At 63.8% G+C, this 13,142-nt stretch carries 10 protein-coding genes; 6 read left to right on the top strand and 4 right to left on the bottom strand.

Annotation, left to right across the window (positions count from 1 at the left end; all coding sequences use genetic code 11):
- The first annotated feature begins 91 nt into the window (after positions 1–91).
- The 5 genes from NKI08_RS02530 to pdeM all read left to right on the top strand — a co-directional run bounded on the left by NKI08_RS02530 (position 92) and on the right by pdeM (position 6,054).
- On the top strand, positions 92–1,456 hold the full coding sequence (locus tag NKI08_RS02530) for a leucyl aminopeptidase family protein (protein ID WP_352767021.1): 1,365 nt from the start codon (positions 92–94) through the stop codon (positions 1,454–1,456).
- A gap of 70 nt (positions 1,457–1,526) precedes the next feature.
- Entirely contained in the window at positions 1,527–1,877 is a 351-nt protein-coding gene (locus NKI08_RS02525) for a MarR family winged helix-turn-helix transcriptional regulator (protein WP_023676939.1), read from the top strand.
- Positions 1,840–2,751, top strand: coding sequence for a C40 family peptidase (locus NKI08_RS02520; RefSeq protein WP_502899550.1), 912 nt, complete (start codon positions 1,840–1,842; stop codon positions 2,749–2,751). Before NKI08_RS02525 ends, NKI08_RS02520 begins: the two co-directional genes overlap by 38 nt.
- 67 nt (positions 2,752–2,818) lie before the next feature.
- Entirely contained in the window at positions 2,819–5,341 is a 2,523-nt protein-coding gene (locus tag NKI08_RS02515) for a ligase-associated DNA damage response DEXH box helicase (protein ID WP_352767017.1), read from the top strand.
- Positions 5,338–6,054: a ligase-associated DNA damage response endonuclease PdeM gene (gene pdeM / locus NKI08_RS02510; RefSeq protein WP_352767015.1), complete on the top strand. Its 717-nt coding sequence runs from the start codon at positions 5,338–5,340 to the stop codon at positions 6,052–6,054. The genes NKI08_RS02515 and pdeM overlap by 4 nt, the downstream gene beginning before the upstream one ends.
- 2 nt (positions 6,055–6,056) lie before the next feature.
- On the opposite strand, the gene NKI08_RS02505 is transcribed toward pdeM, so the two are convergent.
- The 3 genes from NKI08_RS02505 to NKI08_RS02495 are packed head-to-tail and all read right to left on the bottom strand — an operon-like array spanning position 6,057 to position 10,665.
- A complete protein-coding gene (locus tag NKI08_RS02505; protein WP_352767013.1) occupies positions 6,057–6,992 on the bottom strand; it encodes a dimethyl sulfoxide reductase anchor subunit family protein in 936 nt (311 codons plus the stop codon).
- A gap of 11 nt (positions 6,993–7,003) precedes the next feature.
- Positions 7,004–7,738, bottom strand: coding sequence for a 4Fe-4S dicluster domain-containing protein (locus tag NKI08_RS02500; protein WP_352767011.1), 735 nt, complete (start codon positions 7,736–7,738; stop codon positions 7,004–7,006).
- Positions 7,735–10,665: a molybdopterin oxidoreductase family protein gene (locus tag NKI08_RS02495; RefSeq protein WP_352767009.1), complete on the bottom strand. Its 2,931-nt coding sequence runs from the start codon at positions 10,663–10,665 to the stop codon at positions 7,735–7,737. Before NKI08_RS02495 ends, NKI08_RS02500 begins: the two co-directional genes overlap by 4 nt.
- Positions 10,666–10,945: 280 nt before the next feature.
- Here NKI08_RS02495 and NKI08_RS02490 point away from each other — a divergent pair, with 280 nt between their 5' ends.
- Positions 10,946–11,848, top strand: coding sequence for a LysR substrate-binding domain-containing protein (locus NKI08_RS02490; RefSeq protein WP_352767007.1), 903 nt, complete (start codon positions 10,946–10,948; stop codon positions 11,846–11,848).
- Positions 11,849–11,853: 5 nt separating this feature from the next.
- Here the strand turns inward: NKI08_RS02490 and NKI08_RS02485 are convergent, their stop codons facing one another.
- On the bottom strand, positions 11,854–13,110 hold the full coding sequence (locus NKI08_RS02485) for an Hsp70 family protein (RefSeq protein WP_352613908.1): 1,257 nt from the start codon (positions 13,108–13,110) through the stop codon (positions 11,854–11,856).
- Positions 13,111–13,142 lie beyond the last annotated feature (32 nt).

Raw genomic sequence — 13,142 nt, 5'->3', positions numbered from 1 at the left:
ATTTGCGAGGTCATCTTTCCTCCCGCAGAAATATTCTGTTAACCCTAACGGAGAGTTAAGAAACGCCGACTCGGAAGCCGGAGGCCAGCGAATGCCTGTCGAACTCGTCGAGAAAGAATTGAGCAATGCGCTGCCGGTCCATCTGGTGGCGAAGGATGCTCTGGCGGCGGCGGGCCTTGCGCCATCCTTGGTCGCCTGGGCCAAGGCCAACGGCTTTTCCGGCGAGGCCGGCAGGACGCTGATCATGCCTGGCGACAACGGCGCGATTGCCGGAGCCCTGTTCGGCACCGGTGATGGCGAGGGCGCACTGGCCATCGGCGCACTAGCGAGAGCCTTGCCCGCAGGCGAGTGGCATTTTGCGTCCGCACCGGCCAAGCCGGAGCTTACGGCACTCGCCGTGGCGCTCGGCGGCTATGTCTTCACCCGCTACGGCAAGAAGCCAGGCAAGACGCTTCGCCTCGCGCTGCCGGCAGGCACCGACGCCGCCCGCATCCGCCGCCTCGCCGATGGCATTTTCCTGGCGCGCGATCTGGTTAACACGCCGACCAGCGATATGGGCCCCGGGCAGTTGGAAAAGGCCGCCCGGACCTTGGCCGCGACGCACAAGGCCGAAATATCGGTGACCAAAGGCGACGATCTTCTTACCGCCAACTTTCCGATGATCCACGCCGTCGGTCGGGCTTCTGCCGACGCGCCACGCCTGATCGACATGATTTGGGGGCCGAACAATGCCCCCAAGATAACGCTGGTCGGCAAGGGCGTCTGCTTCGATACAGGCGGTCTCGACATCAAGCCGTCCTCGGGCATGCTTTTGATGAAGAAGGACATGGGTGGCGCTGCCAACGTGCTGGGTCTCGCTTCCATGATCATGGCCACCGGGTTGAAGGTTCGGCTGCGCGTGCTCATCCCGGCTGTCGAGAATTCGATAGCCGGCAACGCCTTCCGGCCAGGCGACGTGCTGGTGAGCCGCAAGGGCATTACCGTCGAAATCGGCAACACCGACGCCGAAGGACGGCTGGTGCTCGCCGATGCCCTGGCCTTGGCCGATGACGAAGAGCCGCAGATGCTGGTCGATATGGCAACGCTGACAGGCGCTGCCCGTGTTGCGCTCGGTCCCGACTTGCCGCCGTTCTATACCGGTGACGAGACGCTTGCATCCGAGCTGGCGGACGCCTCCGTTGCGGTCGAGGATCCGCTATGGCGGATGCCGTTGTGGAAGCCCTATGACGCCAAGCTGGCGTCGAAGGTGGCCGACGTCAACAACGTCACGCCGGACGGTTTCGCCGGCTCGATCACCGCGGCGCTTTTCCTGAAGCGCTTCGTGGAAAAGACCGCCGGCTGGGCGCATGTCGACATCTTCGCCTGGAACCCGTTCGACCGCCCGCACGGCCTTGCCGGTGGCGAAGCGCAAGGCATCCGGGCGCTGGAGCAGGTCATTTCGAACCGCTACGGCTGATTCTCGGGCATAGCCGACGAAGGTTATTGACTGAAACGGAACCGAAACAATTTTCCGTCATGCTGGACGGATGTCGATTATCATGCGTCCAAGCCAAGCGTTGCGACTATGGCAACAGGTGGTGCTGTCGGAGGTGCGCGACGACGCGCCCGATCTCACCATGCGCCAGACGGCGATCCTGTTCACCATCTATCTCGATCCGCCGCCCCACACGGTACGGGGGTTAGCCGCCCGCCTCAACGTCACCAAGCCGGTGATCACCCGTGCGCTCGATACGATGGGGGCGCTGAAACTGGTGTCGCGCCACCGCGACGAGCTCGACAAGCGCAACGTGCTGGTCAGGCGCACAGTCGAAGGCGCGCTCTTTGTCGAGCGCTTTGGCGATGTTATCATTGCCAGAGCCCAAGAGTTGCCCATTTGAACGAGTTGCCGATTTGACCGCCAGGGATGCCCGCCTCCATGCCTTCCGCTCCGATCTCGCCGACGCCAGGCTGCGAGGCGAGGTCGCCGCCGACCGTTTCGTCGCCGGCCGGCCGGCTCGCATATCAGCCTGCGTCGCCGACATCCGCAAGGCGCCGCGCCCGGACGCCGGCGTCGATACCCAGCTTCTGTTCGGCGAAGACGTCCTCGTCTTCGAGGACGTTGAGGGCTGGGCCTGGATACAGGCCGAGCGCGACGGCTATGTCGGCTATGTCGCCGACACCGTGCTGGGCGGTCGGGAGCATGCGCCCACCCATGTTGTCTCGGTGCCGCGCACTTTCCTCTATCCGGGACCGGATTTGCGGTTCCCGGTGAGCGGGGAGCTCTCGATGGGGTCATTGGTGGCGGTGACGGGCTCAGCGGAAACGCGCGGCACGCATTATGCTCTGCTGCCGTCCGGCCAGGCGGTCATCTCGGGTCATCTCAGGCCGGTCGCCGAGGTTCATCCCGACTACGTCGCGGTCGCCGAGGCGTTTCTCGGCACGCCCTATCTGTGGGGCGGCGTCTCCGGCTTCGGCATCGATTGTTCCGGTCTCGTGCAACTTGCAATGCACATGGCTGGCAGGCAAGTGCTGCGCGACACCGACATGCAGGCGGCGACCGTCGGCGAGCCGCTCGAACCCGGGCCGGATTTTGCCGGGTTGCGGCGCGGCGACCTGGTCTTCTGGAAAGGCCACGTCGCGATCATGACAGATCCGGAGACCATGATCCACGCCAACGGCCACACCATGCTGGTGTCGCGTGAAGGACTGAGGGAGGCGGTCGCCCGTATCGGCTATCTCTATGGCGGACCGACCGGGTTTCGCCGGCCGTAGCGCGAATCGATCACCTTTTGTTCTGATTCTGCTTGGCGATTGCGCGCCGCCGCGCTACGTCTGGCGCGTGACAGAGCAGCCGCGCCTTGCCGAACAGAATGCCGCCGTCGTCCTGCCCGAGCCATTTGTCAAATGGTTTGCGGAAAAGGGCTGGTCGCCGCGCGCCCACCAGATCGATTTGCTGGCCAAAGCCCAGGGCGGCCGGTCGGTATTGCTGATCGCCCCGACCGGCGCCGGCAAGACGCTGGCCGGGTTCTTGCCATCGCTGACCGAACTGGCCGGCCGGCCGAGGAGAAGGCCGGGGCAGGCGCATCGAGGCATCCACACACTCTACATCTCGCCGCTGAAGGCGCTGGCCGTCGACATCGAGCGCAATCTCGGCAAACCCGTCGAAGAAATCGGGCTGCCGGTCACCGTCGAGACGCGCACCGGCGACACGCCCGCACACAAGCGCCAGCGGCAGAAGCTGGCGCCGCCCGACATTCTCCTGACCACGCCCGAGCAATTGGCGCTGCTGATTGCCGCGCCCGATGCCAGGCGCTTCTTCGAGGACCTGCGCTATGTCGTGCTCGACGAATTGCATTCGCTGGTGACCTCGAAGCGCGGGCATCTCCTGTCGCTCGGGCTGGCCCGGCTGCGCTCGTTTGTGCCCGCCCTGCAGACGATAGGCCTGTCGGCGACGGTCGCCGAGCCTGACGAATTGCGGCGCTGGCTGGTCAGCCAGAATCCACCGGGGCCGATGGCCGAACTGATCGTCGTCACTGGCGGCGCCAAGCCCGACATCTCCATTCTCGATTCGGAGGGGCGCGTGCCGTGGGCGGGACATTCGGCCCGCTACGCAACGCCGGAAATCTACAACGAGATCAAGCGCCACAAGACAACCCTGCTGTTCGTCAACACGCGCAGCCAGGCGGAGTTGCTGTTCCAGGAGTTGTGGCGGGTCAACGAGGAGACCTTGCCGATCGCGCTGCATCACGGCTCGCTCGACGTCGCGCAGCGCCGGCGTGTCGAAAAGGCAATGGGCGAGAACGCCCTGCGCGCCATCGTCGCCACGTCGACGCTCGACCTCGGCATCGACTGGGGCGATGTCGATCTAGTCGTCCATGTCGGCGCGCCGAAAGGTGCCAGCCGGCTGGCGCAGCGCATCGGCCGCGCCAACCACCGTATGGACGAGCCGTCGAAGGCGATCCTGATACCGGCCAACCGCTTCGAGGTGCTGGAATGCAGGGCGGCGCTCGACGCCAATTATCTCGGTGCCCAGGATACGCCGCCGCTGGTCAATGGCGGGCTCGACGTCCTGGCGCAGCACGTGCTGGGCTGTGCCTGCGGTGCGCCGTTCCGTGCCGATGCGCTGTTTGAGCAAGTGCGAACGGCAGCACCCTATGCCGATCTCGATCGGCCGACATTCGATCGCGTCATCGATTTCGTCGCCACCGGCGGCTATGCGCTGAAGAACTATGAACGCTACGCCCGTATTCGTCTCAACAAGGACGGGCTGTGGCGGGTCTCAAATCCTCGCGTCGCCCAACAATACCGGCTCAATGTCGGCACCATCATCGAAGTGCCGGCGCTCAACGTCCGCTATGTCCAGGCCGGCAGCAGAGGCGCGGCTTCGCGTGGCGGCCGGGTTCTGGGCAAAATCGAGGAGGCGTTCCTCGAAACGCTGACGCATGGCGACACCTTCATGTTCGCCGGCAAGGTGCTGCGCTTCGAAGGTATCCGCGAGAATGAGTGCTTTGTCTCGAATGCACCCGGCAGCGACGCCAAGGTGCCGTATTACGGTGGTGGCAAATTCCCGCTTTCGACGTACCTGGCCGAACAGGTCCGCGCCATGCTGGACGATCCGCAGCGCTGGAAGAAGCTGCCGGAGCAGGTCGCCGACTGGTTACGCTTTCAGGCCGACAAGTCGGTGCTGCCGAAACGCGACGATCTGCTGATCGAGACCTTTCCGCGCGGCAACCGCTACTATCTGGTGGCCTATCCGTTCGAGGGCAGGCTGGCGCACCAGACGCTCGGCATGCTGCTCACCCGCCGCCTCGACAGGGCGGGAGCCAAGCCGCTCGGCTTCGTCGCCACCGACTATGCGCTTGCCATATGGTCGCTGGCCGATATGGGCCATATGTTCAGGGCGAAGAAACCGTCGCTGGCTGCGCTATTCGATCAGGACATGCTGGGCGACGACCTCGAAGCCTGGCTCGCCGGCAGTTGGTTGTTGAAGCGCACCTTTCGCAATTGCGCGCTGATCTCGGGATTGATCGAGAAACGCCACCCAGGGCAGGAGAAGAGCGGCCGCCAGGTAACCGTGTCGACGGATCTCATCTACGACGTGCTGCGCAGCCACGAGCCCGACCATATCCTTTTGCAGGCGACGCGTGCCGATGCCGCGACCGGTCTCTTGGATGTCAGCAGACTTGCCGAGATGCTCTCGCGCGTCCAAGGTCGAATCATGCATAAGAACCTCGAGCAGATATCGCCGCTCGCCGTGCCGATCATGCTCGAGATCGGCAAAATGCCGGTGCATGGCGAGGCCGATGACACGCTGCTGATGGATGCAGCCACGCTGGTCGAGGAGGCCATGGGGACGAAATGACTGTCGCGCTCGCCATGACGGCGCCTCTGGCGGATGCGGGCGCTGTCCGTATCGCCGGCGAACGCGCGATCTGCGACCGTCGCGGCGTGCTCTATTTTCCCGAATTCCGGCTTCTGACCGTATCCGACCTGCATCTGGAAAAAGGTTCATCACTGGCCAGGCGCGGCACGCTGGTCCCACCTTACGACACCGGTGCGACGTTGCTCCGGCTGCAGGCGGTGATCGCCGATTATCAGCCTGCGATCGTTATCAGCCTGGGCGACAGTTTTCACGATGGCGGCGGCGCCGCACGTATGCACGCGAGCTTTCGCCAAAGGCTGGAGGGGCTGATGGTCGGGCGCGACTGGTTCTGGGTCGCCGGCAATCATGACCCGGAAGCACCGGCCGACCTGCCGGGCGAAACCGTGCGCGAATTGGCCATCGGTTCTCTGCTCTTCCGGCACGAGCCTTCGGCGGTGAGGGCGGAAGGCGAGATATCAGGTCACCTGCATCCTTGCGCCCGCATCGTGCAGCAAGGCCGTTCGGTGCGGCGTCGTTGCTTTGCCGGCGATGGCGGCCGCATGATCATGCCGGCTTTCGGCGCCTATACCGGCTCGCTCAACGTGCTCGATCGCGCCTATGCCGGGCTGTTCCGCCGCGAAACGCTGATGGCCTATATGCTTGGCACAGAGCGCATTTTCGCGATTTCCCACGCGATGCTCAGGCCGGGCTGAACCTACCTGCCGTAGTACAAAGTAACCGTGTGCTTGGCCTCGGCGAAGAACAGCCAGCGCTCGACCAGCATTCCGGCGAGTTGGGCGATTGGGGCGAGTATCGACAGTGCTGCCGCATAGGGCCACGGCAAGGCGAACGCCGCGACCAGCAGCAACGCGGGCAAAGCAAAGGCCAGCACCTGCGTGGTCTGGCGGAGTTTAGCGCTGTGCTTGCGCGCAATGCGAAAACCCATCTCCTTGAGCAGATAGTTTTCCTCGGTATGCGGCCATTCCAGCGACCGCACCGTGCCGCCGGAAAGCCCGGTTGCGGTGTTGGCGTTGGTCGGGATCTCCAGCCTGTCATTGTATCGCCAGGTCGCCAGCTTCAAACCCCAGCCGAGCGCGGTCAGCAACAGGGCAGCCGCCAGAAGCATATTCGAGCCTGCGGCAAATCCCTGCAGCAGGGCGTTGAGCAGTACGCTGCCGGTCATCGCCGAAAAGACCAGGTAGGCGGGCAGGGTGAAGCGGCTGTGCCACTGGGCAATCGGCTTCAACGACGCGTAGATCATGCCGGTGGTGCAGACGGTTGCGACCGCGCCGACGGCAGCGAGCAGCCCGGCGACAGCCGCCCAGCCGCTCGTACGGCCGAGGACCACCCAGCCAATACCGAACAGTCCCGCCGGCACGAAGGTGGCGACCGAGGCAACACCTTCGCGCGACAGCCATGAGCTACGCCATTGCGAGAAGGCACGCCAGGCGCGTTCGGGCCGGCCGAGATGGCCGGCCGACGACAGCAGGCCTGTCGAGATCAGGCCAAGCGCCAGCCCCATGCCGGTGAGGCCAAGCCAGAAATCGGGCGGGATAAAGCCCTGTCCAGCGAGCACGCCAAGCAGCGCGAGCAGGCCGTAACCGGCGCCCGTGGCCGTGGTGAAAAAGACGACGGAGAAGGCTGGATGCATGAAGGCACGGGTCAGTTCGAGAGCATGCGGTCGACCCAGCCGAGAAAGCCGCCTTCGGCCCGCACCGCTTCAAGCGCTGGCGCCGGCACCGATGCGGCGCGGGTGGTGTGGGCACGTGGCGGCAGATATTTGTTGGTCGGCTTATAGCCCATTTCCGGCATCAGATCGACACCGCCACGCTCGGCCACCAGTTGCGAGATAGCGGATGCCGGATCGCCCAGATCGCCAAAATGCCGCGCGCTGGTCGGGCAAGCAGCGACGCAGGCCGGCACGCGATCTTCTTCCGCCAGATTGTCGTTGTAGATGCGGTCGACGCACAACGTGCATTTCTTCATCACGCCGACATCGGTGTCGAACTCGCGCGCGCCATAGGGGCAGGCCCAGCTGCACAATTTGCAGCCGATGCATTTGTCCTCGTCGACCAGCACGATGCCATCCGACGCCCGCTTGTAGGAGGCGCCGGTCGGGCAGACCGTGACGCACGCCGGCGTCTCGCAGTGCAGGCAGGAGCGTGGGAAATTGACCGAGCGCCCACCCATCTCGGTCATGTGCTCATAACTGTGCACGCGGTTGAACCAGACGCCGTCGACATTGCCGCCATAGGGGTCGATGTCGGTTAGCGGCGCCATATGGCCGCCGGTGTTCCATTCTTTGCAGGCGGTAACGCAGGCCTGGCAGCCGACGCAGGTGTCGAGATCGACGACAAGGCCGAGCTTCTTGTCGGTATGGGCGGGAAGGCAAGTCATTCGGCGGCTTCTCTTTTCATGCGGAACTCGGCGCCGAAACTGAGCTTGTCGGGCGAGAGCTCAGAGTCCGGCAGCTGGCGGAACCGCTCGAACTGCGGTTCGGTGAAGCCCGCTTCCTCGGGCGCGCATTTGACGATGCGCACGCGCAGGTCGAACCATGCGGCCTGGCCCGTTACCGGGTCGGAATTCGAATAGCGTTTGCCGTTGGCATCGGCGGAGGTCTGGTCGCCGATGATGTGGTTGAGCAGGAAGCCGCGATTGGATTCGGCCGCGTCGTCCTTGAGCCCCCAGCTGCCGCGCCGTTTGCCGATCGCGTTCCAGGTCCACACCGTATCGGCGTTGACGCCGTCGGCCAGCTTGATCTGCCCCTTGACCTTGCCGTTGATGCTCTCGATCCAAACCCAATCGTCGTCGACAAGGCTGAGGCCGGCTGCCGTCCGGTAGTGCACGAACAGTCGGTTCTGGCTGGTGATCTGCCTTAGCCAGGCATTCTGCCCGCCCCAGGAATGGTACATGTGCATCGGCCGCTGCGTCAGCGCGTGCAGCGGATAGGCTTGGCTGTCGACCGCAGCCTCTTCGAAGGGCGCATACCAGAACGGCAGCGGATCCATATAGGTCTCGATGCGGCTGCGCTCCGCCTCCGGCGGCAGCACCCCGCCATGGCCGCGCGCCGCAAGGCGAAAGCGCTGCATCGGCTCCGAATAGAGTTGGAAGACGATCGGCTCGGCCTTCGGCATGAAGCCCATGCTCTCAGCCAATTCGAGATACGAGCGGTTGGCCATCTTGTAGTAGCGCTGATCGGCGGCGAAATCCTGGTGCCAGAAGCCGCCATTATCTATGTAGCGCTGCAACTGGTCGGGATTGACCTCGCCCTTGCCGACCGAGGCCCCGTCCTTGCCGCGCCAGCCGGCGAGCGGACCGACACCTGGCGTGCGCTCGTGATTGACGATGTAGTCGGCATAGTCGCGGTATTTGGCGGAGCCGTCGTCATGAACGAAGCCGGGCAGACCGAGCCGCGCGCCGAGTTCGATCAGCACCGTCTGGAACGGCCTGACGTCGCGGTCCGGCTCGACGACCGGATGGCGGATGGCGTCGCCCGGACCGTCGGCATGGCTGATCGGCCGGTCGAGCAGACTGATACAGTCATGACGCTCGAGATAGGTGGTGTCCGGCAGCACCAGATCGGCAAAAGGCACGGTCTCGGCATAATAAGCGTCGGAATAGATGATGAACGGGATCTTGTACTCGCCCGACGCATCGATATCGGTCAGCATCGCCATCGTCTCGACCGTATTCATCGACGAGTTCCAGGCCATGTTGGACATGTACATAAACAGAGTGTCGATCTTGTAGGGATCGCCGGCCCAGGCGTTGCGGATAACCGTGTGCATGAGCCCGTGTGCGGCCAGCGGCGCATCCCAGGAGTAGGCCTTGTCGATACGGATCGGTTTGCCGCCTCCGTCGATTAGCAGGTCTTCCGGCCCGCAGACGAAGCCGAGCGGCATGCCTTCGAGTGGTGTCATCGGCTTCACATTCTTGCCGGCGGGTTTTGGACCCGGCGGCGCGGACCGCGGATAGGGAGGCTTGAAGCGGAAGCCGCCCGGCACGTCCACCGTGCCGAGAAGCACCTGAAGCAGATGAATGGCCCGGCAAGTGTGAAATCCGTTCGAATGGGCCGAGATGCCGCGCATCGCATGCATCGACACCGGGCGGCCCTTGATGGTCTCGTGCCGGCGGCCGGCCCAGTCCGTCCAGGCCACCGGCAATTCGATTTGCTGTTCGAAGGCGACATGGGCGAGTTCTGCGGCAATGCGTCGGATGGTGTCGGCGGAGATGCCGCACCGGTCAGCGACGGCGTCCGGTGAATAGCTCTCGTCCAGATAACGGTCGGCGACGAGTTGGAAGACCGGCACGCAGCGGCGGCCGTCGACGAGAAAGCTGCCAGTCAATGCGGGCTTCGCGTCGGCATCGCTGGCATTGACAGGCATCTTCGCCACCCTGTCCCAAGCCTGCGGATTGCCGTCGCCATTGCGCATGAACAGCCCGTCATCGACAGCTCCAGGCTCCTGAACGACCAGGATGTGGGCATTGGTGTAGCGCAAGAGGTACTCGAGATCGATGCGGCCAGCCTTCAGCAATTCATGGATGAGGGCGAATACGAACAGGCCGTCGGTGCCGGGCCGGATGCCGATCCAGTCGTCGGCAATTGCATTATAGCCGGTGCGGCAGGGATTGATTGAAACCACCTTGGCGCCGCGCGCCTTGAGCTTGCCGAGTCCGATCTTGATCGGATTGGAATCATGGTCTTCGGCAACCCCGAACAGCATGAAATATTTGGTGTTGTCCCAGTCGGGCTCGCCGAACTCCCAGAACGAGCCGCCAATCGTGTAGAGGCCGCCGGCTGCCATGTTCACCGAGCAGAAACCGCCATGGGCCGCGAAGTTCGGCGTGCCGAACTGGCTCGCCCACCAGCCGGTCAGCGATTGCGACTGGTCGCGCCCGGTGAAGAAGGCAAGTTTCTTCGGATCGGTTCGGCGGATGTTCGAAAGCCGTTCTGTCGCGATCGACAAGGCTTCCTCCCACTCGATTTCGCGGAACTCACCCGAGCCGCGCGGGCCGGTGCGCAGTAGCGGCTTCTTCAGCCGGGCCGGGCTGTAATGCTGCATGATGCCGGCGCTGCCCTTGCCGCACAGCACACCGCGGTTGACCGGGTGATCCTTGTTGCCGTTGATGTAGCGGACCTTGCCGTCCTTGACATGGACGTCGATGCCGCAGCGGCAGGCGCACATGTAGCAAGTCGTCTTGGCGATGCTGTCGGAGACATCGGGCGACGTATCGACGCCGTCGCCTTCAGCGGGCGCGCGCGTATCGGCAAGCGGCCGTTGTGATGGTGCCGAATTGGCTCCGCGCAGCAGGTTGTTGGTCATGATCCGGTGATGCTCTTGCGCTCCGCGACCTTGGCTCTCGTCTTCGGGGCGGGGCCGCGCATGTAATGCTCTTCCGGCCGATAGCGTTCACCCAAGAGCCGCCGCCGCAGGCTGCGGGTCCAGTGCGCAAACACGGATTTGAACCGCCCCACCAACTCTACCCTCGACTGCTCTGGCGCGACTTTTTTCCAATTTCGGGTCAAAATTTAGAACAAAAGCGACCGATCCGTCTAACAACTTGCTCTTGTAATTCCAATCGGATTTGCTTCTTAGTGTCGGAATGACCCTGGACCAGTTGCGGATCTTCGTCGCCGTCGCCGAACGGGCGCACATGACCAAAGCGGCCGAGTTGCTGGGCATCTCACAGTCGGCCGCATCCGCCGCCATCCGCTCGCTCGAACAGCAGCACGGCGTCCAGTTGTTCAACCGAGTGGGCCGCAATATCGAGCTCGCCGAGACCGGACGCCGATTCTTGCCCGAGGCCAAGGCGGTCCTCGAGCGGACTGCGGCCGCCCACAATGTGCTGGAGCATGTCGCGCAGACGATATCAGGCAGTCTCTCGATCGCTGCCAGCCAGACCATCGCCAGTTATTGGCTGCCGCGCCGGCTCGCCTCTTTCCACGAAGCCTATCCTGCCGTCAGGCTGAGCGTGAGCATTGGCAACACCAGGCAGGTCGAGACCAATGTACTTGATGGCGCAGCCGATTTTGGCCTGGTCGAGGGGCGCACCGAATCCGACATTTTGCGCCGTGCCAAGGTCGATATCGATCGCATGATGCTGGTCGTGGCGCGCTCGCACCCTGAGATCGCAGAAGTTTCGCCTGGACATCCCGACCTTGGCGGGCTTCGCTGGATCATTCGCGAAGGCGGGTCGGGCACGCGCGAGGTGCTGGAGGACCTTGCCCGACGCGACGGGATTTCGTTCGCGGACCTGCAGATATTCCTGGTATTGCCGAGCAATGAGGCTATTCGCCAGGCGGTCGAGGCCGGCGCCGGCGCCAGCATCATTTCGGAACTCGTCGTCGCGCGCGCGGTCGCCGAAGGCAGTCTGCGTTCCGTGCCGATCGATCTGCCGAAGCGCGAATTTGCCATGATCACGCATCGCGACCGGCAGCCAAGCCTGGCCCAGATGGCGCTCAAGGCGCATCTTGGCGGCAAAGCTGAGAGATCCGCGCCGCTTTAAGCCGATCAGCCGAACTTCCGCTGCGCGTCGAGCGCCAGCCCAAGCCCGACCGAGCCGAACACATCGCCTTCGATTACCGACGCCTGCGGCACCAGCGCCAGGATCTGCTGCCTGGCCAGCGGGATCGCGGTCGATCCGCCGGTCAAGAACACCGCGGTGATATCCGAGGCCTTCACCTGTGCGTCGCGGATGGTCTGCTCGACCGTAGCCGCAACACGCTCAATGTCCCTGGCTATGGTGGCTTCGAGACTCTTGCGCGTGATTTCTGCCGTGAACCTCACCTCCGGCAGCGCGACCTCGACATCGGCCGACGATCGGTCCGTCAGCTCAATCTTGGCCTTTTCGACCAGTGCCGCCAGCGCGTGGCCGTAACGATGCTCGACGATGTGGATGAACCGGTCGACCAGGTCTGCGCGCTCCGCCTCATAGCGGATCTGGCGCAGATGCGTCATCGCCCTTGCGGTATAGACCAGGTTGATGCGCTGCCACGTCGCCAGGTCGATGAAGTAGCTCGCCGGCAGATTACGTTTGCCATCCTTGGTCGGTGAGAGATGGCCGAGCTGCGGCATCACATGGGCGATGCTCAACAGCCGGTCGAAGTCGGTGCCGCCGATATGGATGCCGCGGCTGGCCAGGATGTCGTCCTTGCGGTCAAGCGAGCGGGCGCGCTCGGGCGAGACCCGCACGATTGAGAAGTCGGACGTGCCGCCGCCCATGTCGACGATCAGCGCCAGTTCCTCGCGCGTCACCTTTTGTTCGTAGTCGAGCGCCGCGGCAATCGGTTCGAACTGGAAGGCGATCTGCTTGAAGCCGTGGGCACGAGCGGCGTTTTCGAGTTCGTGCTCCGCCTTGGCGTCGGCCTCGGCATCGTCGTCGACGAACTGCACGGGCCGTCCCAGCACGACGCTGTCGACCGCGTCATGGGCTTCTTCTTCCAGCTTCTTTTTCAGATGGCCGACGAACAGGCCGACAATCTCCATGAAGCCGATCGAGCGCGCCTTGATGCGCGTCTTTTCGTGGGCGAGCGAGCTGCCGAGCACACTCTTCAACGAGCGCATCAGGCGGCCTTCGATACTGTCCGTATAATTGGCAAGGGCGCGTCGCCCGAAATAGGTGTGGTTGTCCTCGAAATTGAAGAATACCGCACTGGGCAGCGTGACCTGGCCGTCTTCCAACGCCACCAGCCGCGGCTGCCCGTTCCTGACCACGCTTACGGTGGAATTCGAAGTGCCGAAGTCGATCCCGGCGAATGCTGGTCGCATCGTGCGTTCCTGTATTTCTGATTTGGGGAGCA

Source organism: Mesorhizobium sp. M0768 (assembly GCF_040320195.1).
Classification (GTDB): Bacteria; Pseudomonadota; Alphaproteobacteria; order Rhizobiales; family Rhizobiaceae; genus Mesorhizobium.
Note: the sequence above shows the minus strand (reverse complement) of the source record. Positions and strands in the feature narration are given on the sequence as shown.